Source organism: Marmoricola sp. URHB0036 (genome assembly GCF_000426045.1).
Taxonomy (GTDB): Bacteria; Actinomycetota; Actinomycetes; order Propionibacteriales; family Nocardioidaceae; genus Marmoricola.
This window is the reverse complement of sequence record NZ_AUEP01000005.1, coordinates 356637-382271: the sequence shown is the minus strand read 5'-3', so window position 1 is coordinate 382271 and position 25635 is coordinate 356637. Positions and strand designations below refer to the sequence as shown.

At 70.4% G+C, this 25635-nt stretch carries 25 protein-coding genes and 1 tRNA gene; 15 read left to right on the top strand and 11 right to left on the bottom strand.

Annotated elements, in window-relative coordinates; genetic code table 11:
• Window positions 1-63 precede the first annotated feature (63 nt).
• Window positions 64-957 (top strand): excalibur calcium-binding domain-containing protein, encoded by an 894-nt coding sequence (locus H976_RS24950; protein WP_051276334.1) that lies wholly within the window; start codon window positions 64-66, stop codon window positions 955-957.
• Between the two features lie 18 nt (window positions 958-975).
• Here the strand turns inward: H976_RS24950 and H976_RS0106790 are convergent.
• A tRNA-Arg gene (locus tag H976_RS0106790) sits at window positions 976-1049 on the bottom strand.
• Window positions 1050-1218: 169 nt separating this feature from the next.
• On the opposite strand from H976_RS0106790, the gene H976_RS0106785 reads away from it, so the two are divergent.
• Together H976_RS0106785 and H976_RS0106780 are read left to right on the top strand one after the other, a co-directional pair.
• Window positions 1219-1782 (top strand): DUF1269 domain-containing protein, encoded by a 564-nt coding sequence (locus tag H976_RS0106785; RefSeq protein WP_027860929.1) that lies wholly within the window; start codon window positions 1219-1221, stop codon window positions 1780-1782.
• A gap of 120 nt (window positions 1783-1902) precedes the next feature.
• Complete coding sequence (locus H976_RS0106780; RefSeq protein ID WP_027860928.1) at window positions 1903-2385, top strand: hypothetical protein; 483 nt, start codon at window positions 1903-1905, stop codon at window positions 2383-2385.
• 9 nt (window positions 2386-2394) lie between these two features.
• Here H976_RS0106780 and H976_RS0106775 read toward each other — a convergent pair whose 3' ends face one another.
• The gene (locus tag H976_RS0106775) at window positions 2395-3432 is read right to left on the bottom strand and encodes a hypothetical protein (RefSeq protein ID WP_027860927.1); all 1038 of its coding nucleotides are present in this window, start codon (window positions 3430-3432) and stop codon (window positions 2395-2397) included.
• Window positions 3433-3564: 132 nt separating this feature from the next.
• Window positions 3565-5016 carry an aminopeptidase P family protein gene (locus H976_RS0106770; RefSeq protein ID WP_231388810.1) on the bottom strand — a complete coding sequence of 484 codons (1452 nt, stop codon included), beginning with the start codon at window positions 5014-5016 and terminating at the stop codon, window positions 3565-3567.
• Window positions 5017-5055: 39 nt separating this feature from the next.
• Here H976_RS0106770 and H976_RS24945 point away from each other — a divergent pair, with 39 nt between their 5' ends.
• From H976_RS24945 to ettA, 5 genes are all read left to right on the top strand, one after another.
• Window positions 5056-6210 carry a PrsW family intramembrane metalloprotease gene (locus H976_RS24945; protein ID WP_051276332.1) on the top strand — a complete coding sequence of 385 codons (1155 nt, stop codon included), beginning with the start codon at window positions 5056-5058 and terminating at the stop codon, window positions 6208-6210.
• Entirely contained in the window at window positions 6207-7970 is a 1764-nt protein-coding gene (locus H976_RS0106760) for a dynamin family protein (RefSeq protein ID WP_231388809.1), read from the top strand. The genes H976_RS24945 and H976_RS0106760 overlap by 4 nt, the downstream gene beginning before the upstream one ends.
• Window positions 7967-9622, top strand: coding sequence for an ABC transporter (locus H976_RS0106755; RefSeq protein ID WP_027860924.1), 1656 nt, complete (start codon window positions 7967-7969; stop codon window positions 9620-9622). Before H976_RS0106760 ends, H976_RS0106755 begins: the two co-directional genes overlap by 4 nt.
• Before the next feature lie 128 nt (window positions 9623-9750).
• Window positions 9751-10221, top strand: coding sequence for a single-stranded DNA-binding protein (locus H976_RS24940; protein ID WP_051276330.1), 471 nt, complete (start codon window positions 9751-9753; stop codon window positions 10219-10221).
• A gap of 45 nt (window positions 10222-10266) precedes the next feature.
• On the top strand, window positions 10267-11949 hold the full coding sequence (gene ettA, locus H976_RS0106745; protein WP_027860923.1) for an energy-dependent translational throttle protein EttA: 1683 nt from the start codon (window positions 10267-10269) through the stop codon (window positions 11947-11949).
• A gap of 19 nt (window positions 11950-11968) precedes the next feature.
• On the opposite strand, the gene H976_RS0106740 is transcribed toward ettA, so the two are convergent.
• Window positions 11969-12460: a MarR family winged helix-turn-helix transcriptional regulator gene (locus H976_RS0106740; RefSeq protein WP_036224941.1), complete on the bottom strand. Its 492-nt coding sequence runs from the start codon at window positions 12458-12460 to the stop codon at window positions 11969-11971.
• Between the two features lie 133 nt (window positions 12461-12593).
• Between H976_RS0106740 and H976_RS0106735 the strand changes: the two genes are divergently transcribed.
• Window positions 12594-13145: a YceI family protein gene (locus H976_RS0106735; protein ID WP_036224939.1), complete on the top strand. Its 552-nt coding sequence runs from the start codon at window positions 12594-12596 to the stop codon at window positions 13143-13145.
• An 82-nt stretch (window positions 13146-13227) separates the two neighbouring features.
• Here the strand turns inward: H976_RS0106735 and H976_RS0106730 are convergent, their stop codons facing one another.
• Window positions 13228-14445, bottom strand: coding sequence for an acetyl-CoA C-acetyltransferase (locus tag H976_RS0106730; RefSeq protein ID WP_027860920.1), 1218 nt, complete (start codon window positions 14443-14445; stop codon window positions 13228-13230).
• A 57-nt stretch (window positions 14446-14502) separates the two neighbouring features.
• Complete coding sequence (locus tag H976_RS28575; RefSeq protein WP_051276328.1) at window positions 14503-15120, bottom strand: TetR/AcrR family transcriptional regulator; 618 nt, start codon at window positions 15118-15120, stop codon at window positions 14503-14505.
• A 111-nt stretch (window positions 15121-15231) separates the two neighbouring features.
• On the opposite strand from H976_RS28575, the gene H976_RS0106720 reads away from it, so the two are divergent.
• Together H976_RS0106720 and H976_RS24930 are read left to right on the top strand one after the other, a co-directional pair.
• Window positions 15232-15411: a hypothetical protein gene (locus tag H976_RS0106720; protein WP_027860919.1), complete on the top strand. Its 180-nt coding sequence runs from the start codon at window positions 15232-15234 to the stop codon at window positions 15409-15411.
• A gap of 35 nt (window positions 15412-15446) precedes the next feature.
• Window positions 15447-16259 (top strand): thioesterase family protein, encoded by an 813-nt coding sequence (locus H976_RS24930; protein WP_051276326.1) that lies wholly within the window; start codon window positions 15447-15449, stop codon window positions 16257-16259.
• On the opposite strand, the gene H976_RS24925 is transcribed toward H976_RS24930, so the two are convergent.
• From H976_RS24925 to H976_RS24920, 3 genes are all read right to left on the bottom strand, one after another.
• Window positions 16247-16678: a globin gene (locus H976_RS24925; protein WP_051276323.1), complete on the bottom strand. Its 432-nt coding sequence runs from the start codon at window positions 16676-16678 to the stop codon at window positions 16247-16249. The two genes, H976_RS24930 and H976_RS24925, sit on opposite strands and share 13 nt — an antisense overlap.
• 23 nt (window positions 16679-16701) lie before the next feature.
• Window positions 16702-19143, bottom strand: coding sequence for an SCO7613 C-terminal domain-containing membrane protein (locus H976_RS0106705; RefSeq protein ID WP_027860918.1), 2442 nt, complete (start codon window positions 19141-19143; stop codon window positions 16702-16704).
• A 68-nt stretch (window positions 19144-19211) separates the two neighbouring features.
• Window positions 19212-20216, bottom strand: coding sequence for a mechanosensitive ion channel family protein (locus tag H976_RS24920; protein ID WP_231388808.1), 1005 nt, complete (start codon window positions 20214-20216; stop codon window positions 19212-19214).
• Between the two features lie 61 nt (window positions 20217-20277).
• Here H976_RS24920 and H976_RS0106695 point away from each other — a divergent pair, with 61 nt between their 5' ends.
• Complete coding sequence (locus tag H976_RS0106695) at window positions 20278-20658, top strand: hypothetical protein (RefSeq protein ID WP_027860917.1); 381 nt, start codon at window positions 20278-20280, stop codon at window positions 20656-20658.
• On the top strand, window positions 20645-21028 hold the full coding sequence (locus tag H976_RS0106690) for a DUF5130 family protein (RefSeq protein WP_027860916.1): 384 nt from the start codon (window positions 20645-20647) through the stop codon (window positions 21026-21028). The genes H976_RS0106695 and H976_RS0106690 overlap by 14 nt, the downstream gene beginning before the upstream one ends.
• A 4-nt stretch (window positions 21029-21032) precedes the next feature.
• Here the strand turns inward: H976_RS0106690 and pepN are convergent, their stop codons facing one another.
• Window positions 21033-23582 (bottom strand): aminopeptidase N, encoded by a 2550-nt coding sequence (gene pepN / locus H976_RS0106685; RefSeq protein WP_027860915.1) that lies wholly within the window; start codon window positions 23580-23582, stop codon window positions 21033-21035.
• 121 nt (window positions 23583-23703) lie between these two features.
• On the opposite strand from pepN, the gene H976_RS0106680 reads away from it, so the two are divergent.
• Together H976_RS0106680 and H976_RS0106675 are read left to right on the top strand one after the other, a co-directional pair.
• Complete coding sequence (locus H976_RS0106680; protein WP_027860914.1) at window positions 23704-24309, top strand: DsbA family protein; 606 nt, start codon at window positions 23704-23706, stop codon at window positions 24307-24309.
• A gap of 27 nt (window positions 24310-24336) precedes the next feature.
• Window positions 24337-24870, top strand: coding sequence for a maleylpyruvate isomerase family mycothiol-dependent enzyme (locus tag H976_RS0106675; RefSeq protein WP_036224935.1), 534 nt, complete (start codon window positions 24337-24339; stop codon window positions 24868-24870).
• 5 nt (window positions 24871-24875) lie between these two features.
• Here H976_RS0106675 and H976_RS0106670 read toward each other — a convergent pair whose 3' ends face one another.
• The gene (locus H976_RS0106670) at window positions 24876-25559 is read right to left on the bottom strand and encodes a GPP34 family phosphoprotein (protein ID WP_027860912.1); all 684 of its coding nucleotides are present in this window, start codon (window positions 25557-25559) and stop codon (window positions 24876-24878) included.
• Between the last annotated feature and the right edge of the window lie 76 nt (window positions 25560-25635).

Below are 25635 nucleotides of genomic sequence, written 5' to 3'. Positions count from 1 at the left end.
TCTGGACGTCGGGACCCGAAGCCGCGCGGGCTGACGCAGCTCACGGTCCCTGTCGTCGCCGCTGTGGCGTCGATCGCAGTCGCGGTCGTCTGGATCGCCCTGACCGGGCATCCGGCGAACCCGGTCAGTGCTCCGCAAGCACCTGGGACCTCGTACCCCACGCCGTCGACGCCGTCGACGACAACCGCGCCGCACGCCGAGGGGGACGCAGCGGAAGTCCTGTCGACGCTGGCCGTGAAGGGCCGTGCCGCCAGGACCGGCTATGACCGCGCCTCGTTCCGGTTCGGCGCCGACGTCGACAACGACGGCTGCGACACCCGCGACGACGTCCTCGCGCGTGACCTCGTCGACCGAACGGTGCCGGCCGACGACCAGTGCGAGACCGGGTCCGGGACCCTGACCGACCCCTACAGCGGACGGCGCATCGACTTCCAGCAGGGCACGACCTCGGTCGACATCGACCACGTCGTCGCGCTCGACGACGCCTGGGTCAGCGGTGCCTTCGGGTGGGACGAGGACACCAAGGTCAGGTTCGCCAACGACCCGCTGAACCTGCTGGCCGTCGACTACTCCCTGAACAGGCAGAAGGGCTCCGGCGACGCCGCGACCTGGTTGCCGCCGCTGAAGTCCCACCGGTGCGCATATGTCGCCCGCCAGATCGCGGTCAAGGCGAAGTACCGCCTCTGGGTGAAGCCCGCGGAGCGTGCTGCCATGGAGCGGATCCTGAGTGCCTGTCCCGGGCAGCACCTCCCGCGTCGTACGTCGCGGCCTACCCCGCCCGTGGCCACCAGCCAAGCGCAGCCGTCGGGACAAGAGGCGGCCACGCCTCCGGCCACAGGGCCGTTCGCGAACTGCGCCGAGGCCAGGGCCGCGGGAGCCGCTCCCGTGCACAAGGGAGACCCGGGCTACTCACCTCAGCTCGACGGCGACAGTGACGGCACCGGTTGTGAGGACTAGGAGGCCGATCGGTCTCGGCGCCCCTGGCAGGAGTCGAACCTGCGACCTAGAGATTAGAAGGCTCTTGCTCTATCCAGCTGAGCTACAGGGGCTGGGGTGGGACGTGACAGGTCCATCGTCCGACCTGTCGGCTGTCGATTATGGCATCGGCCCAGAGCTGCGAGCACCGACCTCGTCCGTGCGGCGATCCGCCCGTACCGGGTGAGGCCGACGCCTCGGGGTTGGTCGACGGTGGAGACCCCACCACCAAGGAGCTCTGCCATGTCTGACGCGACCAACACGCCTGACCCCGACGTGAACGCGGCCGCCGTCTCCGACGGCGCCTACACCCTCCTCGTCGCGGACTTCGGCGACACCAGCTCGGCGTGGGAGGCCTATGAGGCGCTGAAGTCGATCGAGGACGGCCGCGCCGTCGAGATCGAGGGAGTCATCGTCGTCAGCCGCTCCGCGGAGGGCAAGCTCGAGGTCGAGAAGGCGACCGACCACAGCACGAGGTCCGGGCTCAAGTGGGGCGTGGTCGGTGGCATCGCGCTCGGCGTGGTCTTCCCGCCGTCCATCCTCGGCAGCGCTGCCGTGCTCGGTTCGGCCGGCGCTCTGGCTGGCAAGCTGCGCCAACGCCACCACCACAGCGAGCTCGAGCAACAGCTCGAGTTCGCCATTCCACCCGGCCACTCCGGCCTGCTCGCCCTGGTCTCGGACCCCCGAGCCGTCAAGGTCCGCCAGGCGCTCGAGCGGGCCGAGGCCATCGTCGAGAGCGCCATCGACAAGGTCGAGGCCGACGACATCAAGGCAGCGGCCAAGGAAGTGCAGCAGGCAGAGGACTGACCGCTCAGTACGCCGCAGGCTCCGGCTCTTCGGCGTCTGCGGCCGCTGCTCACCGGAAACGGGCGAAGCCATCCACGACGTGGGCGGCGAGCATCGGCGAGGACGGAAGGACCCATCACTGTGACGACCAAGAACGACTTCACCGAGGACGAGTGGACCCGGGTGCTGCGGGCGCCGATGGTGGCCGGCATGGCGATCTCGCTCGCTGATCCGGGCGGGCCCATCGAGGCCACCAAAGAGACGATGGCGACGGTGCGGACCGCCACCAACCCCCCCAGTCGCGAACAGCTGTTGACCGAGGTCGCACTCGAGCTCCAGGCCGAGGTGCAGCAGCACCACAACCCGCTCAAGGGCTTCAAGCCGACCGGCGCGGGGAGCAGTCCGGGTCAGCTGGTGCTCGACGAGCTGCGTGCCGTGGCCGCCATCGTCGGTGCCAAGGCCACGACCGAGGAGGCGACGGCGTTCGGGAGCTGGTTGGTCGCAGCGGCGCAGGCGGCCGCCGAGGCCGCGAAGGAGGGCGGCTTCATGGGCTTCCACGCCGTGCGGGTCAGCGAGCGCGAGCAGGCGATGCTCGACCAGGTCCGTGAAGCAGTGACCGGGTGAGTCGTCGGTTCAGCGGCCTCTGACGGGGGCGGTGCGGGCCGAGGTGGCGTGCACCTTCGCCGCTCCGGAGTACGCCGTGACGCGGACCCGGATGTGCTTGCGGACGTCGGCCTTGCCGAGGCGGTACGTCGAGTGGGTCGCGTGGGCGATCACCCGGCCGTTGCGCAGCCACTGGTAGCGGACGGTGGTCGGGCGCTTGTTGTAGGAGCCGGCCGTGCTGCGCAGCACGTGGCCCTTGCGGATGGCGCCGCGGACGACGGGGGTCTTGGTGGCCCGAAGGGTCGTCGGCTGCGACTTGTCCGGCGCGACCGATGCGGCGCCGATCGGCAGCTCGATGAGCTGTCCGGTGAACGAGTCGCCCGGGTGGGGGTTCAGGTAGTAGTCGGGCTCGTAGCCGGTTCCGCCGCCGAGCCAGGCGAAGGTGTCGCCGCTGGCGTTGAACCCCTGTACGCCGGTCTCGTAGACGCCGCCGGCCCTGGCCGGGAGGAAGACCTGGAAGGCGCCCGAGGAGTCGACCTCGATCGGGTCGGCGAGCATGGCCTCGCTGCCGCCGTTGGTGTTCACGGTCGGACGCACCCAGCCCGGGACGGACGTGCCACTGCGGTCCACCAGCCGGCCGGAGTAGGAGACCAGCTGGGGAACCAGGAGGTTGATGCCGGAGACGGTCTTGCCGGCCTGCACGGTCACCGTCGTCGAGCTGGCGGGGGTGAAGGCGTCGTCGTAGAAGTAGGTGTAGTCGACAGGACCGAAGGTCACGCCCAGGGCCACCGGCTCGTTGGCCGGGACTTGTGCGGTGTAGGTCCCGTCGCTGGCGATGGTGGCGGCACGGGAGCCGTCCTCGGCCCAGGTGCCGGAGGAGGTCGCGCGGTAGACGTGGAGGGTCCGGTCAGCGGAGCTGGTGGGGAAGGTGACCTTCCCGGTGACGAGACCGTCGGCCGCAGCCGAGGCGGACGTGGCAGGCAGCCCGGCAATAACCACGCCGAGCGACACCAGCGCAAGGAGCCACCGGAGCAGGTGGATCCGGTGAGGTGCGGGGGACTGCGACATATTGGGAGAGTAGGTTCAAATTCGGACGCTGACGAACGTCGCGAAACACCCGTCTAGTCCGGTTGTACGACTCGGGCTTCAAGTGCTGAAAAAGGGGGAAAAGTACGCTAGCGCGTCCCGTATATCCCCAGATCAGGCGCGCAGCCGGTCCATCCAGGCCTCGATCTCGTCCGGTTCGCGGGGCAGGGCCGCTGACAGGTTGCGTACGCCGTCCGCGGTGACCACCACGTCGTCCTCGATCCGGATGCCGATCCCGCGGAGCTCCTCGGGCACCAGCAGGTCGTCCTCCTGGAAGTACAGCCCCGGCTCCACGGTGAGCACCATGCCCTCCTCGAGCTCGCCACCCGGGTAGGTGCCCTTGTCGGCGACCGCGCAGTCGTGCACGTCCATGCCGAGCATGTGGCTGGTGCCGTGCAGCGTCCAGCGCGTGTAGACGAGGCTGTCGGTGGAGAGCGCCTCCTCCTGCGAGACGGGGAGCAGCCCGAGCTCGTCGAGTCCCCGCACCAGCACCCGCATGGCGGCCCGGTGGGGAGCCCGGAAGGCGGCCCCGGGACGGACCTCGTCGATGCCGGCCTGCTGCGCCTCGAGGACCAGGGAGTAGAGCTCGCGCTGGAGGGAGGTGAAGGTCCCGTCGATCGGCAACGTGCGGGTGACGTCGGCGGTGTAGAGCGAGGTCGCCTCGGCGCCCATGTCGAGGAGCACCAGCTGGCCGGGTGTGATCGGCCCGGAGTTCTCGATCCAGTGCAGCGTGGTGGCGTGGCTGCCGCCGCCGACGATCGAGTCGTAGCCGATGTCGTTGCCCATCGCTCGGGCGCGCCGGAAGAAGGTGCCCTCCACCCATCGCTCGCCGTGCTCGAGCACGCGGTCCCACTCGCGCACGGAGTCCTCGAAGCCGAGCGTGGTGATGTCACAGGCGGTCTGGAGCTCCGCCAGCTCCCAGTCGTCCTTGACCAGACGGGCCTCGGACAGCACCCGGGCGAAGTCCTGGTCGCGACCGTCCTGGTCACCGACCAGAGCGTCCACCCGCGGGTCGGCGCCCCGCAGCAGTCGCGTCTTCGCGGACCCGTCGAGGCGCTCGCTCAGCTCGTCGAGGTGGCGGGTCTCGATGCCCAGCGAGTCGGAGATCTCCTTCAACGAGGGGCGGCGCCCGGCCCAGAGCTCGCCGTACTGCCGGTCGCGGAAGAACTCGTCGGTCTGGCGGGAGCTGCGCGGCCGTGCGTAGAGGACCGCGTCACCACCCTCGATGACCAGGACGGCATCGCTGGTCTGGTTGCCGCACAGGTAGGTGTGCGCCGTCTCGGCGCGGAAGCGGTAGTCGGTGTCGTTGGAGCGCACCTTGAACCCGCCGGCCGGGATCACCAGGCGCTCGTCCGGGAACTGCTCGCTCAGCCGCTGGCGACGAGCCCGAGCCCACTCGGTGATGGGATGGGGAGCGACGTCCAGCTCGCGGTCGCCCCAGCCGGTGCGCATGAACGAGGCGTAGGCCTCGGGGACCGGCAGGTCATGGCTCTCCGTGACCGGCTCGTCCGGGACCAGTCCGGCTTCGGGGGCGGCGTCGGGTCCAGTGTCCAAGGCGTCATCCACGTGGCCACTCTACGTGTGGCGTCTCGTTACGCTACGCGCATGCAGAGACGCCGGAGCTATGCCGCGTTCACCATCGTCGTGACGGTGGTGATGCTCTTCGGGGCTGCGGGAATGGGCCTGGTCCTGCTGCTCTCCGGAGCCCCCGGGGCCCTGGTCGTCGGGCTGCTCCTGGCCCTGGTCCCGGTCGTGCCGCTCATCTGGGTCTACATGTGGCTGGACCGCTACGAGCCCGAGCCACGCTCCCTGCTGGCCCTCGGCCTGGGCTGGGGTGCGTTCGTCGCCACCTCCGGCGCGCTGGTCCTCCAGTTGTTCGACAGCGTGATCTTCGAGAACACCGACACCTTCGCCGCCACGGTCGTCGCGCCGGTCACCGAGGAGGCGGCCAAGGGGTTGTTCATCCTCCTGCTGCTGATCTACCGCCGCAACGAGCTCGACGGCGTGCTCGACGGTCTGGTGTACGCCGGGATGGTCGGCATCGGCTTCGCGTTCACCGAGAACATCCTCTACCTGACCTCGGCGTACATGGGGGACGACGGACAGGCCGGCGGGCTCGGCGGCGCGGTCGGCCTCTTCGTGGTCCGGTGCATCTTCGGCCCGTTCGCCCATCCGTTCTTCACCTCGTTCACCGGCATCGGCATCGGCATCGCCGTGACGGCCCGCACCCGTGCGGTGCGGGTGTTCGCGCCGATCGTCGGCTACCTCGTCGCTGTCTGTGCCCACGGGCTGTGGAACGCGTCCCTGATGGTGGACGACGGACGCAACGCGATCGCCACCTACGTCTTCCTGATGGTCCCGGGGTTCCTGCTGCTCAGCGGCTTCGCGATCTGGTCGCGACGTCGCGAGGGCGGCGTCCTGACCGCGGCGCTCAGCGACTGCGCGCAGCGCGGCTTCCTCGACCCCGCCGAGATCCCCTGGCTGGCGCGCATCCCGGCCCGCCGCTTTGCCCGGAGGTACGCCGAGAAGGTCGGTGGCCCGTCCGCCCGGCGCGCCATGGTCGCCTACCAGAACGAGGCCGTCGAGCTCGGCTTCCTGCACAGCCGCTACCTCCGCGGGGTCGCGCCCCCGGACTTCGCGGCGCTCGGCCAGGAGCACGTCGACCACATGCGCGCGCTGCGGCCGGGCCTCGTCTGGCCGCAGCCCGCCGCGGGAGGCCCGCCCACCCAGCTGCCGGCGGTTCGTGGAGCCGGACGGTGACGCACGCCGGGCACTCATCGGGAGAGCGGCCCGGTCGCACGCAGTGGAGCGCGGGCTCGGCGCAGCTGCTGACGACGCTCACCAGCCTGCGCGAGGCACTGCGGTCCACCCACCTTCCCCTGGAGATCCCCGGCGCCGCGGAGCACCGGGCGCACCTCGCGGAGATGGTGTCCCAGCTCGAGGACTACGTCCTGCCTCGGCTCGTCGAGGTCGACGCGCCGCTGCTCGCGGTCGTGGGCGGATCGACCGGTGCCGGCAAGTCGACGCTGGTCAACTCGCTGGTGGGTGCTCGGGTGAGCGAGCCCGGCGTACTCCGTCCGACGACGCGGTCACCGGTCCTCGTGCACCACCCCGACGACGCCGGCTGGTTCGACCAGCAACGGATCCTGCCCGAGCTCGAGCGCACCACCCGCCCCACCGCCGACCCCGATGCGTTGCAGCTGGTGGCGTCCCCGGAGATGCCGCAGGGGCTCGCGCTCCTGGACGCGCCCGACATCGACTCCGTGGTGGAGCGCAACCGCAGCCTGGCGGCCCAGCTGCTCGCGGCGGCCGACCTGTGGCTGTTCGTCACCTCGGCCGCGAGGTACGCCGACCAGGTGCCGTGGGGCTTCCTCAAGCAGGCGGCCGAGCGCAGTGCTGCAGTCGCGATCGTGCTCGACCGGACGGCCCCGGGCGCGCTCGGTGAGGTGAGTGGCCACCTGGCCCGGATGCTGACCTCGCGCGGCCTCAAGGACTCGCCCCTGTTCACGGTGCCGGAGTCGCCGCTGGACGACCAGGGGCTGCTGCCCGCTGCTGCCGTGGGGGACATCCGTGGCTGGCTGCACGAGCTCGGCGCCGATGTCGAGGCCCGCAACGGCGTGGTCCGGCAGACCCTCGACGGAGCCGTCCGCTCGATCGGGCGGCGTACCTACGACCTCGCCGACGCTGCCCAGGCCCAGGCCGACATGCGCACCCGCTTGAGGCGGGACGTCGACGTCGCCTACGACCAGGCCGTCACCGACATCGACACCGGCACGGCCGACGGCACCCTCCTGCGCGGTGAGGTCCTCGCTCGCTGGCAGGAGTTCGTCGGCACCGGCGAGTTCCTGCGTGCGCTGGAGTCGAAGGTGAGCTGGCTGCGCGACCGGATCACCAACGCCGTCAAGGGAAAGCCCCAGCAGGCGGAGAAGGTGACGGTGGCCGTCGAGTCGGGCCTGCAGACGCTCCTCATCGAGCACGCCGAGGCCGCGGCCGAGCGCACCGACGCGTCCTGGCGCTCGGTGGCTGCGGGTGCGCAGGTCCTGGAGACCGCCGGCGTCGACCTGTCCCGGGCGTCGCGCGACTTCCGGGAGCGGTCCGAGAGGATGGTGCGTGACTGGCAGGCCGGGGTGCTCGACCTGGTCCGCACCGAGGGCGGCGACAAGCGCACGACCGCCCGCTTCCTCGCCTACGGCGTCAACGGACTGTCGGTCGCGCTGATGGTGGTCGTCTTCGCCTCCACCGGGGGAGTGACCGGCGCCGAGGTCGGCATCGCCGGCGGCTCGGCCGTCGTCGGCCAGAAGCTCCTGGAGGCGGTGTTCGGCGACCAGGCCGTACGCCGGCTGGCACTCAACGCCCGCAAGGATCTGACCACGAGGGTCGATGCGTTGCTGGACCAGGAGCGCCGACGCTTCACGACCCTGCTCGACGACCTCGACCTGCCGGCCGAGACCCCGGACCAGCTGCGCGCGCTGGCCCGGAGGGTCGACGACCTGCGCCTCGCACCGAGGCCCACCTCGTGAGCGGGCTGGTCGCCGGAGCGAGGAAGCTGCTCGGTCGAGGTGCCTCGCTCGACACCCGTCTCGTCGGTCTCGAGCAGGCGGTGGCGGGTGCCCGCGGACGGCTGGACGACGTCGTGGTCGACCGGGCCGCCCTCGTCGTCGACCGGGCCGGTGCCCGGCTGCGGCTCTCGGCCGAGCACACCGTGGTGGCGCTGGCCGGTGCCACCGGCTCCGGCAAGTCGTCCACGTTCAACGCTCTCGCCGGTCTCGATCTCGCAGCCGTGGGAGTACGCCGGCCCACCACGTCGTACGCCACCGCGTGCGTCTGGGGCGAGGACCCGGCCGCCGAGCTGCTCGAGTGGCTCGAGATCCCGCCGCGCCACCGCGTCGTCCGCGACTCCACGCTCGACCGCGGCCACCAGCACACCGGGCTCGACGGACTGGTGCTGCTCGACCTGCCCGACCACGACTCCACCGAGGTCGCGCACCACCTCGAGGTCGAGCGGCTGGTCGGGCTGACCGACCTGATGGTGTGGGTGCTCGATCCGCAGAAGTACGCCGACCTCGCCGTCCACCAACGCTTCCTCGCGCCGCTCGCCAGCCACCGCGAGGTCATGCTGGTCGTGCTCAACCACATCGACGAGGTCACGCCCGACGGCCGAGAGCAGATGCTCGCCGACGTGCGCCGCCTGCTCGCGGACGACGGGCTCGGCGACGTACCCCTCCTCGCCACCTCGGCCCGCACCGGCGAGGGCATCGACGAGCTGCGCCGCGTCATCGGCAAGCGCGTGGCCGACAAGGCGGCGACCCGCACCCGCCTCGCCGGCGACATCGCGGACGCCGCGGCCGCGCTGTCGGTCCAGAACGGGGACAGCCAGCCGCGCGAGCTCACCGCCAAGGACCGGCGCGAGCTCGTGGACGCGCTGGCGGACTCCGCCGGGGTGCCGATCGTCGTCGACGCCGTGCAGCGCGCCACCACCCTCCGCGCCCGCCGCGCGACCGGCTGGCCGCTGACGGCCTGGATCTCCCGGCTGCGCCCCGACCCGCTTCGTCGGCTCCACCTCGACCGGGGTACCAGCGGCAGGGACGTCATCGCAGCCGCACGGTCCTCGATGCCCGCTGCCGACTACGTGCAGAAGGCGCGCGTCGAGACGAGCGTGCGCTCGATGTGCGACGAGGTGTCGAAGGGTCTCGCCCAACCGTGGGTCAGGTCGATCCGGACTGCCTCGACCTCACGGTTCGAGGACCTCGAGGACCGTCTGGACCGGGCCGTCACCACCACCGAGCTCGGGGTCTCCGGCACCCCGGGCTGGTGCCGGGCGGTGCGTGGCGTCCAGTGGATCCTGCTCGGCGCTGCCCTGCTCGGAGCCGTCTGGCTCGGAGTGCTCGCGGGCATGTCCTACCTCCAGATGCCGCAGCCGGGCACGCCGGACTACGCCGGCTTCCCGGTGCCGACGCTGCTGCTCGTCGGCGGCGTGGTGGCCGGCGTCGTCCTGGCCCTGCTCTCCCGAGTGCTGATCGCGGTGGGCGCGCGGTCGCGGGCGCGGCGGGCCGACAAGGCCCTGCGCGAAGCCGTGTCCGTGGTCTGCGAGGAACTAGTCGTCGAGCCGGTAGCCGCCGAGCTGGCGGCCTGTCGCGCGACCTGGGAGGGCTTGCGTACGGCGCGGTCGTGACCCGTTCGCGTCCACAGCCCGTGTGCTCCTGGCCTCGGTCCACAGCCCGGCAACAGCTGCTTCCGTCGTACGACGCCCGCGGCTGGACTGGTTCGCACATGAGCGGACCAGGAAGGACGGACAGAGACATGAACGAGTCGTACGTGACACTGCAGGGCTGGGTCGGGGGAGACGTGGACCTCCGCGACGTCGGGGAGACCCAGTGCGCGTCCTTCCGCGTGGGGTCGACCCCGCGCTACCTCCGCAACGGCAGCTGGGTCGACGGCCAGACCTCGTGGTTCACAGTCAACTGCTGGCGCGGGCTGGCCCGCAACGTCAAGGAGAGCCTCCAGCGCGGCGACGCCGTGGTGGTCCACGGTCGTGTGCGCGTGGACGTGTGGGAGCGCGAGGACAAGTCCAGCTCCGTGAGCTGGATCATCGATGCCACCTTCGTGGGCCATGACCTCAACCGGGGGACCAGCAGCTTCGTCAAGACGGCCCGCTCGGGCCGCGACCCGCGGGAGAACGAGGCGGTCCGCGAGATGGTGCACGCCTACGAGCCCGACGGTCCCCAGCTCGACTCGGCAGGGGAGGTGCGCACGGACCCGACCGCGGCCTGACCCGTTTCGGCGCCGGCGGGGGTGGGCGCCTAGGCTGGCTGGACCATGGCTGATTACGTCTTCACGCTCCGCAACGTCCGCAAGGCCCACGGCGACAAGGTGGTCCTCGACAACGTCACCTTGTCCTTCCTCCACGGCGCCAAGATCGGTGTCGTCGGGCCCAACGGCACCGGCAAGTCGACCCTGCTCAAGATCATGGCCGGGCTGGAGCACGCCAACAACGGTGACGCGATCATCGACCCCGAGGCCACCGTCGGGATGCTTCAGCAGGAGCCGCCGCTGACCGAGGGGCGCACGGTGCTCGAGAACGTCGAGGAGGCCGTGCACGAGATCAAGAGCAAGCTCGACCGCTACAACGCGATCTCCGAGGAGCTCGCCGATCCCGACGCGGACTACGACAAGCTGCTCGCCGAGATGGGTGACCTCCAGACCGACCTGGACCACTCCAACGCATGGGACCTCGACAGCCGGCTCGACCAGGCGATGGACGCCCTGCGGTGCCCGCCCCCGGACGCCCTGGTCGACAACCTCTCCGGCGGTGAGCGTCGCCGGGTGGCACTGTGCAAGCTGCTGCTCCAGCAGCCCTCGCTGCTCCTGCTCGACGAGCCCACCAACCACCTCGACGCCGAGTCGGTGCAGTGGCTCGAGGGTCACCTGGCGTCGTACCCCGGCGCCGTCCTGGCCGTCACCCACGACCGCTACTTCCTGGACAACGTCGCCAGCTGGATCCTCGAGCTCGACCGCGGCAGGGCGCACCCCTACGAGGGCAACTACTCGACCTACCTCGAGACCAAGAAGGACCGCCTCAAGATCGAGGGCCAGAAGGACGCCAAGCGGGCCAAGATGCTCGAGCGCGAGCTGGAGTGGGTGCGGTCCAACGCCAAGGCGCGGCAGACCAAGAGCCGGTCGCGCCTGGCGCGCTACGAGGAGATGGCGGCCGAGGCCGACCGGATGCGCAAGATCGACACCTCCGAGATCAACATCCCGGCGGGGCCTCGCCTGGGTGACGTCGTCCTGGAGGCGCACGACCTCGAGAAGGGCTTCGACGGCCGCCTCCTGATCCACGACCTGTCCTTCACCCTGCCGCGGGCGGGCATCGTCGGCGTGATCGGTCCCAACGGCGTCGGCAAGACCACGCTCTTCCGGATGATCACGGGTGAGGAGAAGCCGGACGGTGGCGAGCTCAAGGTCGGCCAGACGGTGAAGATCTCCTACGTCGACCAGAGCCGTGGCGGCCTCGACCCGACCAAGAACGTCTGGGAGGTCGTCTCCGACGGGCTCGACTTCATCAAGGTCGCGAACTTCGAGATGAACTCCCGGGCCTACGTCGCCTCGTTCGGGTTCAAGGGGCCCGACCAGCAGAAGAAGGCCGGCGTGCTCTCCGGTGGAGAGCGCAACCGCCTCAACCTCGCGCTCACCCTGAAGATGGGCGGCAACATGCTGCTGCTCGACGAGCCGACCAACGACCTCGACGTCGAGACGCTCTCCTCGCTCGAAGACGCCCTGCTGGAGTACCCCGGCTGTGCCGTGGTCACCTCCCACGACCGGTGGTTCCTCGACCGCGTCGCCACCCACATCCTCGCGTGGGAAGGCGACGACGAGGACGACGCCAAGTGGTTCTGGTTCGAGGGCAACTTCGCGTCCTACGAGGAGAACAAGATCGAGCGCCTCGGGGCCGAGGCCGCCCGTCCCCACCGCGTGACGCACCGCCGCCTGACCCGCGACTGAGGTCGAGCCCAGCGCGGGGTCAGCGGATGTCGGCCTCGTCGGGCTTGGCGCGCAGCAGACGGTCGCTGACCTCGTCGAAGATGCGCCCGAGGGCGGCGAAGTCCTGCTTGGAGGCCAGGTCGACCAGGTGCTCGCGCACGCCGCGGACGTGCGTCGGAGCCGCGGCGATCAGCACCCGTCGGCCCTCCTCGGTCATCACCGCCTCGACCCCGCGTCCGTCGGCCCGGGATGCCTCACGCACCACCAGGTCGGCGCGTTCCATCCGGGCGATGGTGTGGGTCACCCGACTGCGCGAGTGGGACATGGCGTCGGCGAGGATCGCCATCCGCATCCGGCCGTCCTCGGCCTCGGAGAGACGCACGAGGATCTCGTACTCGCTGAAGGAGATGTCGTGCTCCTCGCGCAGCTCACGGTCGAGCTGATGGTTCAGCAGCTCGGTGCCCATGATGTAGGCCCGCCATGCCTTCTGTTGATCACTGGTCAGCCAGTGAACGTCGTTCCGAGATGCCATGGCGGGAGTGTAGGTCCCGACGGATTCGAAATTGTCCCGTCCCGCGGGAATATTGCCTCAATCCGGGTAGTTGAAGCCTGTACTACCGCAGGTGCGAGACGCGCACCGCGCCAGTACGTGAGGACTGATCTGCATGACGATCACCGTTGACAGCACCTTCGACACCGACATCACCGCGGGTTCGTGGACCATCGACCCGAGCCACTCCGAGGTCGGTTTCACCGTGCGGCACCTGATGAGCAAGGTCCGGGGCCAGTTCGAGAAGTTCGAGGGCTCCCTGACCACCGGCGACTCGCTCGAGGGCACCCGCGCGACCGCGACCATCGACCTGAACTCGGTGAACACCCGCGACGAGCAGCGCGACGGCCACCTGCGCTCCGCTGACTTCTTCGACGTGGAGAAGTTCGGCCAGATGACCTTCACCACCACCTCCTTCGACGGCACCACCGCCGTCGGCGACCTGACCATCAAGGGCGTCACCAAGCCGGTCGAGCTCGAGGTCGAGTTCCTCGGCATCGGCCAGGACCCGTGGGGCGGCCAGCGTCTCGGCTTCGAGGCCAACGGCGTCATCAACCGCAAGGACTTCGGCGTGGACTTCAACGTCCCGCTCGACGGCGGCCGCGTCCTCGTCGGCGACAAGGTGAACATCCACCTCGCCGTGGAGGCCGTGCGCGAGCAGGCCTGACCCCTGCAGCAGCACCAGCAGTACGACGAGAGGGCGCATCCGGAATACCCGGATGCGCCCTCTCGGCATGTTCAGGGGCAGCTCAGCTGAGCCGCTCCAGGATCATCGCCATGCCCTGGCCACCACCGACGCACATGGTGATCAGGCCGGTGGACTTGTCGTGCCACTTCAGCGAGTTCAGCATCGTGTTCTGCAGCCGGGCGCCGGTCATGCCGAACGGGTGACCCACCGCGATCGAGCCGCCGTTGATGTTGAGGCGGTCGAAGTCGATGCCGAGGTCCTGGTACGACGGGACCACCTGGGCCGCGAAGGCCTCGTTGATCTCGACCAGGTCGATGTCGTCGATCGTCATGTCGGCGTTCTTCAGCGCCTGCCTGGTCGCCTCGACCGGTCCGAGGCCCATGATCTCGGGGGAGAGGCCGGTGACTCCGGTGGAGACGATGCGCGCCAGCGGCGTGATGCCGAGCTCCTTGGCCCGGGTGTCGGACATGACGATGACCGCCGCAGCGCCGTCGTTGAGCGGGCAGCAGTTGCCGGCGGTGACGACGCCGTCCGGCCGGAAGACCGGCTTGAGCTGGGAGATCGCGTCGTAGGTGACGCCGGCGCGCGGGCCGTCGTCGCTGCTGACCATGGTGCCGTCGGGGCCGGCGACCGGGGTGATCTCGTTGGCCCAGAAGCCGTCGTTGATCGCCTTCTCGGCGAGGTTCTGGCTGCGGACGCCGAACTCGTCGAGCTCCTTGCGGTCGAGGCCGCGCATCCGCGCGACGTTCTCGGCCGTCTGGCCCATGGCGATGTAGATGTCCGGGAGCTTCCCGTCGTCGCGGGGGTCGTGCCAGTCCTGGCCGCCCTGGGCGTACTCGTCGGTGCGCGCGTTGGCCTCGTCGAACTTCGGGTTGCGGGTGTCGGGGATGTGGTCCGAGGTGCCCTTGGCGAAGCGGGAGACGGTCTCGACGCCGGCGGAGATGAAAGCGTCGCCCTCGCCGGCCTTGATCGCGTGGAAGGCCATCCGCGAGGTCTGCACCGAGGAGGAGCAGTAGCGGGTGATCGTGGTGCCCGGGATCTCGTCGTACCCGAGCAGCGTGGCGACCACGCGGCCCATGTTGTTGCCGGCCTCGCCGCCGGGGAGTCCGCAACCGAGCATGAGGTCGTTGATCGTGGTCGGGTCGAGCTCCGGCACCTTGTCCAGCGCCGCCTTGATGATCAGCGCGCTGAGGTCGTCGGGTCGGAAGTCCTTGAGCGAACCCTTGTTGGCGCGGCCGATGGGGGAGCGGGCCGCAGAAACGATCACTGCCTCGGGCATGTGGTCTCCTGCTCGTGTGGGTGTGCGACGCGCAGGCGTCGCGGGGCATCGACCACCCTAGGACAGGGACTGGTGAGTTGACTCTGTGCTCTTCCCCACCAAGGAGGTCATCAGCAGCTCGAGGCTCTCGCCCAGGAAACGCGCCCGATCCGCGGGGTCCTCGCGCACGGCGCGCAGCAGCACGCCGTCGATCGCGGCGAGCAGCGTCCGGGCGCGGGCCGGGTTGTGCTCCTTGCCGGTGGCCTCCATGGCGTGCTCCACGATCTGCACCAGCTGGACCCACTGCACCTGGAGGATGTCGGCCACCTCCGGCTGGCGCGCGCCCTCGATGGTCAGCTCCATCCGCACCAGCAGCAGCTCGGGGTCGTCGAGCCAGGAGCGCAGCATGGCGAGGGTCTCGCGCACGACATAGCCGTCGACTCGTGCGTGCTGCTCGATCCGCTGGGTGAGGTCGGAGATGTCGTGCGCGAACTGCGAGGTGACGTACTCCGCGAGACGGGTGAGCAGTGCGACCCGCGTGCGCATGTACGCCGAACAGCTGCCCTCGGGCAGGCCCGCCTCAGCATCCACCGCCCGGTGGGTCAGGCCGCGCAGACCGCTCCGCGCGACCACCCGCGCCGCTGCGGAGAGCAGCTGCACCTGCCGGGGCGTGAAAGGTATCTCCGGGATGGTCATGCCGCTCCTCCCTGTGGATCGCAGGTGACGCAGGACACTACCGGGCCCCTTGAACGGGTGGTTCTACACTTGTAGATTCTACAGATGTAGAGACCTAGGAAAGGACATCTCATGACCTTCGACCTTCCGAACGTGACTCCGTTCGTGACCGTCTTCTTCGCCGTGGCCGCCATCTCCCTCGCCCTGGCCATCGGTTCGCTCGCGACCTTCTTCGTGCAGAACCACTCGACCAGGGTGCGTCGCCACGAGGGTGTCTTCCAGTACTACGGCCACCTCGTCCTCGGGCACTGAGCCCCGCGCGGGGCTTGCTCTGGCACGATCGGCGCGTGCCGCACACCTACGAGTGCCCCATGCGCTGGGCCGACATGGACCTGCTCGGCCACGTCAACAACGTCACCTACCTCGACTACGTCGCCGAGGCCCGTGAGCGGCTGTTTCCCGACAGTCCCACGGGCCGGGCGCCGGTGACGCGACACCGGGTGGAGTTCGCCGCGCCGCTGGTCTTCCGCCGGCGTCCGGTGCTGGTCGACTCCTGGGTCACCGACGTGGGCGACCAGACTCTGGCCCTGGCCCACGAGGTGTACGACGCACCGGGCTCACCCGACGGTGAGCGGGTCGTGCACGCCCGGGTCTCTACCGAGCTCGCCGTCCGGCCCTCGGCCTCCGAGCTCGAGGTCCTCGAGGGGCTCAAGGCGCCCGACCACGAGTGGCGCCCGCTCGCCGACAGTGCCCCCCAGGGAGGGGACGTCTACCCCCTCACCGTGCGGCGCGCAGACGTCGACGAGCACGGACTCGCCCGCGACGTGGCGTTCTTCGAGTTCCTCCAGGAAGCGCGCATCACGTTCCTGATGGGGCTGCACACCCGCGGCCAGCGCTGGAGCCACCACGTGGTCGCGCGCACCGACGTGACCTACCTCGAGCCGCTGGCACACCGGCGCGAGCCGTACGCCGTGCGCTCCTGGATCGGTCACGTCGGGACGCGGTCGTTCACCATCCAGGCCGAGGTGCTCGACGGCGAGCGGGTGCTGGCCAAGGCCGCCGTCGTGATGGTCATCTTCGACATGGAGACGCAGCGGCCCACCGACATGGCTGACGCCCAGCGCGCGCGGCTGCTGCAGGAGCTCGGTCAGCCGAGCTGAGTGCGTCCCGCGGCAGGATCCGGGCCGTCGAGGGTGTTCACCATGAACTGGGCGGCGTGGGTGACGTACTCCCAGAACTGCTGGTCCTGCTCCGGCGTCAGGTCGGCCTCGTCGAGGGCCGCCCGGAAGTGGTGCAGCCAGTGGTCGCGGGCCGTAGTCGTGACGGCGAACGGGGCATGCCGCATCCGGAGACGGGGGTGCCCGCGCTGGTCGGAGTACGTCGTGGGACCGCCCCAGTACTGCTCCAGGAACATGGCGAACCGGTTCTCCGCCGGGCCGAGGTCTTCCTCGGGGTACAGCGGCCGCAGCACCTCGTCAGTGGCGACGCCCTCGTAGAAGCGCTTGACGATCCCGCGGATCGTCGGGCTGCCGCCGATCGCGTCGTAGAACGTGGCGGGCGAGTCTGCCGGGGTGCTCATGTGGCCATTGTGCCGAGAGGCCGTCAGCGCAGGTCGGCCAGGTAGCGGCCTGCCGTCTCCAGGTTGCGGCGCCGGGCCTCCCAGGTGATGCCGACGAGCAGCAGGGCCAGGCCGACGGCGCCGAGGGAGATCCAGCGCGGCACGGCGTCGGCGTACGGCTCGAGGTGGCGCAGGGCGAGCAGCCCGGTGGTCACCGCGCCCAGCACGAACGGCGCCGCGAGCCGCTGCTGGATGCCTGCCGTGAGCACCAGGATGCCCGCGGCCGCGACGAGCGCGCCACGCACCGAGACCGGCTCGTCGAGTGCGAGCAGGAGGCTGGGCAGCAGGGCGAGCGTCAGCCCGCTGCCGAGGGCGGCGAAGCTGTTCGCGGCCTCGTCGGTGCGCAGCCGCCACGCGCCTGCCACCACGAGCACGACCGCCGCCGGGAGCGTGTACAGCTCGGGAGCCTGCACCTCCAGGGCCACCCGCATGACCGTTGCGAGCCCGAGGACCACTGCGCCGAGCCAGCTGAACAGCTCGCGATCGCGCCGAGCGACCGCCACCAGGCAGATCGCGCTGCCGACGATGGTGAGCGCCATGGCGCTCGTCCGGGCGTCGGCCGGGTAGGTGGCCGCGGCGCCGCCGACCACGAGCGCCGAGACCTCGAAGGTGATGCGCGAGGTGCTGCTGCGGGTGATCGGGGCGGCGAGGACGCCCACGAGTGCGGCGTACAGGGCGAGCGCGATGGCGATCGCGTCGTGGTCCGAGCCCAGCTGTGCCCCCCACGCCACCAGGGCCCACGCCCCGAGGAGCGCGGCCAGGCCTCCGGTGACGGCCGCCGACACGGTGCCACCCGCCGTCTCGCGCAGGGCGTAGGCGGTCAGCAGGCCGAGGACCAGCACGGAGAGCGTCAGGGCGAGCAGGAGATCGTCGGCGGAAGCGGTGCGGACGGTGACGATCGCGAGGTATGCCGTCGTGGCACTGCCGACCCAGCTGGCCACCGAGTGCTCGCGCACCCACCAGGCGGCTCCGCCGGCAACCGTTGTCGCGAGGACGCCGGCGAGCACACCGGCCCACAGGGGCGACTCGCTGAGGAGGGCCACGTCGAGCGCACCCAGCGCGAGCACCGCGGGTGCCACAGCAGTGACGCACCGCGTGGCCAGGTTCCGGTCCTGGTCGCGGACCTGCCGGAGAAGGAGTGCCAGCGTCGCGGCGACGCAGAGACCGACCACAGCGTAGGTCCAGGGGGCGATCCCGGTGCCGGACCCGTCGAGCGCGTCCCAGGGCGCGATCGCCAGTACGACCCCGAGGCCCAGCACCCCCAGTCCGGCCAGGACCGTTGCCCCGAGCGCCCAGGCGCGCGGCGCTGCGAAGGCGACCAGGCCGAGGACCAGCACGACGAATCCGGCGACCGCGAGGTCCCGGGTCTGGGTGCCAGGGGTCGCAGGAGCCTCGGCCAGGAGCACGAGCGGGAGCAGGGCCAGCCCGGCGGCGACCGGACGTGCGGCCGCGGGCACCGACCTGGCGTGCACGACGACGGCCGCGAAGAGGGTGGCGGCCAGGAGCGGCCAGCCGCGCAGGTCGGACCACCATGCTCCGAGACCGACCTGCTCGAGGGCTCGGTCCAAGCCGACGAGCAGGAGCACCACCCAGCTGAGCACACCGATCCCGCCGACGCCGTACGCCGTCACGGGCAGCAAGCGCCGCAGGGCCACGAACAGCACCGCGAGCAGCGGGATCGCCACGGTGCACCCGACGGCCGGGATCTCGGCGCACCAGGCGTTGGTCGCGCAGAGCACCAGAACCCCGAGAGCGGCGACGGCCTCGGCGCCGTACACCCGACCGACCGGCTGGCGCTCGGCCCAGAGCCCGACCGCCAGCCCGGTCACGAAGAGGGTCAGCCCGACCAGGGCGCCGGTGCCGCGCCAGTCGAGCGCGTCGAGTCCGGCCAGGCCGGCGGACTGAGCCCCGAGCAGGTCGACGGTGAGCATCCCGAAGACGACCAGCCACAGGGCCTCGGCCGCTCCGCGCAGGCCCCGGCGGCTGACCGCGACCGCGGCCATCGCGAGCAGGCCGGTGACGCCGAGCAGGACCAGGGTTCGTCCGGTCAGCCCGAGGACGCTCCACGCCACGGCCACGAAGACGGTCGCGGCCACGAGCAGGCACAGCGCCCCGAGGGAGAGGAGCACGACCGGGACGGACGCGGAGGGCAGCAGTCTCCTGCGCGCCGGTCCGGTGTCGCTCCGGGGGAACGCGGGGAGGTCGTTGCCCAGGGTCGCGGCCGGTGCGGAGGGCAGTGCGGGTGTGGCGACCCGTCCCGAGAGCGCACGCAGCTGCTCGACGACCCGGTCGGCGGCGACCATGCGCTGCCAGAGCTCGGCGGCGAGGGGCCCGGTGACCTCGAGCCCGCAGGAGGTGCAGGTCGCTGCTGGATCCAGCAGTGCCCGGCAGTCGGGGCACAGGGTGGGGTCGACCAGTTTGCTCATGTCGACGATCGTCGTCCCTGGCACCGGCCCCGCGCGTCGGCGACCGGACTCAGGTGTGCTGAGTAGTGCTACTCAGGTGCGCCGTCGGGGGTGATGACCTGCCCAGGACCCTGCTGCCAGAAGAGCCGCTGCGGCACCTGCATCGAGATGCCCTCGTGGTCGAAGCGCGCCTTGATGCGCTCGCGCATCTCGCGGGCGACGCCCCACTGCTTCAGGGGCGCGGTCTTCAGCGTGACGCGGACCGTCACCCAGTCGGGGTTGAGCGCCTGCACGCCCCAGACCTCGGGCTCCTCGAGGATGACGTCCTTGTAGTCCTCGTCGTCCCAGAGACCGTGGGCGACGTCCTGCAGCACCTCGCGGACCTTGCGCAGGTCCTGGTCGTAGCTGACGTTGACGTCGAGCACCGTGCGGGCCCAGTTCTGGCTGGAGTTGCCGACGCGGAGGATCTCGCCGTTGCGCACGTACCAGACGGTGCCGTTGACGTCGCGGACGCGCGTGACGCGAAGGGCGACGTGCTCCACCGTGCCGATCGCCTCGCCGAGGTCGACCTCGTCGCCGACGCCGTACTGGTCCTCGACCATCATCATCACGCCGGACAGGAAGTCCTTGACGAGGTTCTGCGCGCCGAAGCCGATGGCCAGGCCGAGGACCCCGGCACTGGCGAGGATCGGGGCGACGTTCATGCCGAGCTCGTCGAGGATCATCACCGCAGCGATGCCGAAGACGACCGTCGTGGTGATGCTCTTCAGCAACGAGCCCAGGCTCCTGGCTCGCGCGGCACGCCGGTTGTGACCGACCCGCCCGGCGCCCAGGGAGGCGTTCTCGGCGCGGCGTACGACGCGGTCGATCGCCTTGGAGGCGAGCCACCGCACCACGACGGCCACGAGCAGGATGACGAGGATGGCCAGTGGCTTGCCGATCAGCCACGTTGCTCCGTGGGCGAGCGTCTCGTTGCCGGTCCAGTGATAGACAGCCGCACACGTCCAGCTGTCACTGTCACTGGTCCGGCAGGTGGCAGGCATGTCGAGGAACGCCTGCGTCGGTGCCGAGTGGACAGAAGTCAGCGAAAGCATGTGAGGGAGGCTACGAGGGCCGGGCGACGCTGACCAAGCCGCGAATCGCTATCCTGCGTGTGTGTTGACTCACGACTCGGCCCGTCGCCGCCTCCGCCCGGTCCTCCTGCTGCTCGGAGCGGCCTGGTTCGTGCTGGGCGCACTCGTCTCGCCGGCCGCGGCCGACACGCCGGCCGCCTGGGAACAGCCGCCGGACGTCTCGCCACTCGGATTCCTGATGGTGCTGCTGATCCTGCCGCTCGGCTGTGCCGCGGTGATCACCTTGCTGGTGGTGCTGCCGTCGCTCGCCAGCGACAAGGGTTACGAGCCCGGCCAGTCGTGGCGCGGGGACACCGAGTGGTTCGGCGGCCCGACCAAGGGCGTCAAGGGTGCCGACGACGTGACCCCCGACCAGATCGAGCAGAGCTCGCAGGGCGCAGGAGGCATCAGTGGCCGTTGGTGACTTCTCCGCCTCCCAGGAGGCCGAGATCGACCGCGCCATCCGCGCGGCCGAGACAGCGTGCCGCTTCGAGTTCTCCGTCTACGTCGGTCCGGCCAGCGCCGAGTCGCGCGCCTTCGCCCACCGACTGCACGCGTCGCTCGCCGCGCCCGCTCGCAGCGTGCTGATCATGGTCGACCCCACGGCCCGCCAGCTCGAGGTGGTCACCGGCTCCGTCGTACGCCGCTCGCTCAGTGACGACGCCGTCCGCCTGGCCGTGGCCGGCATGGAGTCGGCCTTCTCCGGCGGCGACCTCGTCGGCGGGATCAAGCACGGCGTCGGCCAGCTCGCCGAGGCCGCCCGTCAGCCGCTGTCGCTGCACGAGCAGCGCTGACCCCTCAGCGCTCGCCCGCGTCCTTCGCCTGTCCGGCCAGGTAGCGCTCCACGTCAGCGGCACCCTCGTGCACGTAGCGCTTCGCGGCGGGGTTGGCCGCTGAGTCCTGGAGCCAGGTGGAGACCCGGTCGAGGAGCTCGCGGGAGGCGAGCGGGCGCGGGAAGAGGAACTCGAGCGCGGTCGAGGCCCGCTGGGTGCCCTTGCGCTCCCACAGCGTCTCCGCCACCTCGAGGTACTTCTCCACGTACGGCGCGAGCAGCTCGTCCTGCCCGTGCTGCATGAAGGACAGCACCACGCTGCGCTGCGTCTCGTTGGGTACGTCGTCGCGGACGACCGCGATCTCCCAAGCCTCCGCCTTGGCCTCGGCCGTCGGTCGGGCGGCGCGTGCTGCCGCAGCCCGCTCCTGGCCGGAGATGGTGTTGTCGCGGCGCAGCTCCTCGGCGATGCGCTCGTCGTCGGCCCGGCCGGCGCGGGCCAGCCCGCTGAGCAGGGTCCAGCGCAGGTCGGTGTCGATGCTGAGTCCCTCGATCACGAGCGAGCCGTCGAGCAGCCCCTCGAGGTCGTCGAGCGCCTCCCCGGTGTGGGCCGCCGAGGCGAACGAGCGGGTGAAGGTGAGCTGGTGGTCGCTGCCCGGCTCGGCCTCGTCGAGCAACCGGCGGACGCCCTGTTCCCAGGCTGCGCGCAGCTCGGCCCGGGTGGCCGGGTCGGAGAAGTTGTTGGCGGCCTGGGCGGCGTACCCGGGGATCCGCGAGGAGCCGAAGGCGTCCGTCTCCACCGCGATGTTGCCGAGCACCAGGGCCACGAAGTCGGTGGCGCGCATCTCCGCGTCGCGGGTCATGTCCCAGGCGGCTCCCCAGCACAGCGCGCGGGCGAGAGAGTCGTCGAGGCGGGAGAGTCCGCCGACCAGGGTTGCGAGGGACCGCTCGTCGAGGCGGATCTTGGCGTAGGTGAGGTCGCCGTCGTTGAGCAGCAGCAGGTCGGGCTGGCGTACGCCGACCAGCTCCTCGATCGCGGTGCTCTCGCCCTCGACGTCCACCTCCACATTGGTACGACGGACCAGGCGACCGTTGACGTCGTCGTAGAGGCCGATGCCGATCCGGTGCCGGCGCAGCGTCGGGTGCTCGACGACAGCGGTCTGGAGCACCGAGAACGAGGTGTAGCTGCCGTCCTCACCGATCTCGAACTGCGGGGTGAGCGTGTTGACGCCGCTGGTCTGCAGCCACTCCTTGGCCCAGGAGTCGAGCTCACGGCCCGAGGACTTCTCGAGCGCACTGAGCAGGTCGCTGAACTCGGAGTTGCCGAAGGCGTGCTTGCCGAAGTAGGCGCGCAGGCCGACCAGGAAGTTGTCGAGGCCCACCCACGCGACGAGCTGCTTGAGCACCGAGGCGCCCTTGGCGTAGGTGATGCCGTCGAAGTTGACCTCGACAGCCTGGAGGTCGTAGTTGTCCGCGGCGATCGGGTGGGTGCTGGGCAGCTGGTCCTGGCGCAGGGCCCAGTTCTTGCGGGCGTTGGTGAAGCCGGTCCAGGACTCGTCGAACTCGGTGGCCTCGACGGCGGCGTGGTAGCAGGCCCACTCGGCGAAGGACTCGTTGAGCCAGAGGTCGTCCCACCACTTCATCGTGACCAGATCGCCGAACCACATGTGCGCCATCTCGTGCAGGATCACCGAGCAGCGGAACTCGTAGAACGCGGCGTCCTGGCGGCTGCGCGGGAGGTACTCGTCGCGGAGCGTCACCGCACCGGCGTTCTCCATCGCGCCCATGTTGTACTCCGGCACGTAGAGCTGGTCGTACTTGTGGAACGGGTAGGGGTAGCCGAACGCGTCCTCGAAGAACTCGAAGCCCTGGCAGGTCATCTTGACCAGCTCGTCGGTGTCCATGTGCTCGACGAGCGACTGCCGGCAGTAGTGCCCCAACGGGATCTCGCCGTGCTTGCCGCGGTAGGTCGCGAACTCGGCGTGGTACTCACCGGCGATCAGCGCGGTGATGTAGGTCGACATCCGCTCGGTGGCGGGGAACTCCCACAGCGCCTTGCCGTCGCCGAGCGGTCGGGGCTCGGGAGTGGGGGCGTTGGAGACCACGGCCCAGCCCTCGGGCGCGGTGACGTGGAAGTGGAAGACGCTCTTCAGGTCCGGCTGCTCGAACGTCGCGTAGACCCGGCGGGCGTCAGGCACCTCGAACTGGGTGTAGGTGTAGACGCGGTCGTCGGCCGGGTCGACGAAGCGGTGCAGGCCCTCGCCGGTGCGCGAGTAGGGGCATGCGGCGCGTACGACGAGCTCGTTGACGTCCTGGAGGTCGGTCAGCCTGATCCGGTTGTCGGCGTACACCTCTGCCGGGTCGAGCCTCCGCCCGTTGAGGGTCAGCTCGTGGATGGTGGCGCCGACGAGGTCCGCGAACGTCTCGGCACCGGGTTGGGTGCACGTGAACGCGATCGTCGTCGTGGAGTCGAAGGTGGTCTCGCTGGTCGTCAGGTCGAGCTCCACGGTGTAGGAGTCGACACCGAGCAACCGGGCGCGGGTCTGCGCCTCGTCGCGGGTCAGGTTGGTTCCGGGCATGTCCGGCATCATGTCATCCAGGCGAAGCGATGGCCCACTCGTGTCGGACGGTCGAGGGACCACACGACTGTTGTTTCCGGCAACGGGAATGATCTGACCCACCGTCGAGGTTTGGGTTGGTATGACCACTCCCCATGCTGACTTCTGGTTCGACCCGCGCTGTCCCTTCGCCTGGATCACCTCCCGGTGGATCCTCGAGGTGGAGAAGGTCCGCGACATCGAGGTGCACTGGCACGTGATGAGCCTGGCCTACCTGAACCAGGACAAGGACGTCTCCGAGGACTACCGCAAGGGGCTCGAGAAGGCCTGGGGCCCGGTCCGGGTCTGCATCGCCGCCGAGCAGAAGTACGGCGCCGAGGCCCTCGCCCCGCTGTACACCGCCCTCGGCACCCGCATCCACAACGAGAAGCAGGAGGTCGACCGGTCCCTGGTCGAGAGTGCTCTCGAGGAGGCCGGCCTGGCCGTGGAGCTGGCCGACGCCATGGACGACGAGCAGTACGACGAGGCCGTCATCGCCTCCCACCACGAGGGCATGGACGCCGTCGGTCTCGACGTCGGCACCCCGACCATCCACGTCAACGGTGTTGCCTTCTTCGGCCCGGTGATCACCAAGGCCCCCCGTGGCGAGCAGGCCGGCGAGCTGTGGGACGCCTGTGTGACCCTGGCGTCGTACCCGCAGTTCTTCGAGATCAAGCGCACCCGCACCGGCGATCTCGACTTCAGCTGAACCCCTCGCGGGCGTAGCGTGCCCGACATGTCAGGCGAAGCAACGCTCTCGGTTCTAGCCCGCTCCCTCGACCAGCTGGGTGACCTGCTGGGCCACGTCAGTGCCGTCCAGCTGGACGCACGGACACCGTGCGCCGACTGGACGCTCGGCGACCTCGCCGACCACATCGTCGCGGCACCGGGGAAGTTCACCGTCATGGCGCGTGGCGAGCAGCCCGACTGGTCGGCCGCCCCCCAGCACTTCGAGAAGGGCTGGGCGCCGGCGTTCCGCTCGGCCGCGGACGACCTGATGCAGGTCGTGGGCCAGAAGGACGCCGGGAGCATGGATCCCGCCTGGATGACGGCGGAGTTCGCCGTCCATACGTGGGACCTGGCACACGCCCTGGGCCGGTCGACCAGCGACCTGGATCCCGAGGTCGCCGGGCACGGGCTGGAGTTCATGCGCGCCAACCTGCGTGCAGAGATGCGCGGCGAGACCTTCGGTCCGGAGCAGCCGGCTCCCGAGGGCGGGGACGCCTACGACGCGATCGCGGCCTTCGCCGGCCGCACGGTCTCAGCCTGACTGTTTCAGCCTGACGTCGCGGCCGTGCTGGCCGTGGCGGCGACGACCGCGGCCGTCATCGCGGCCTGGGCGGCCGTGATCGCGTCCTTCACCGCCTTGGCGGCCCAGTCACCGTCGGCGATCTCCTTGGCGCGCGCCTTGAGCTGACGCCGGGGGAGTCCGTCGGGGTCGACGACCTTGTGGGCGAGGTCCATCGCGGAGAGCACCGCGATCAGTGCCGCTGTTCGTTCCTCCGGCGAGGCGCCACGGACCAGTGCGTCACCGAGGCGCCGGCGCAGGTCGGCCTCGTGCGCCCCGTCACGCGTGGGCCAGCGTCGACGCCGGAACAGACCCATGACCCGGTCGTCCCGACGCGCGAGGATCCCCGCTGCCTCGAGACCCTCGAGCAGCGGCTCGCGGCGCCCCTTGCCCAGGCGTCCGACGAGGTCCTGGGCGGTGCGCTCCTTCTCGGCGACCATCGCCAGTGCCTCCGCCAGCACCGGGTGTGTCGGCGCCGGTGCCGGGGTCGGGTGCACCTTGGCCCGCGCCCACAGTCCGCTGCCCTTGACCACGTCCACCTGTTCCCCGAGGGCGAGCTCGACGAGCAGCGCCCCACCGAGGCCGGCGTCCAGGAACGTGGTGTTGGTGAGCTTGCCCGACTCGTCGTCGAGCAGCAGGAGCAACAGGTCCTCGGCGATCAGAGTGGCCACGGGTCGAGACTAAACGGCTTCCGTGCCGCCCCTAGGATTCCCGCATGAACTTCACCCCACGAAACCGAGAGAGCGG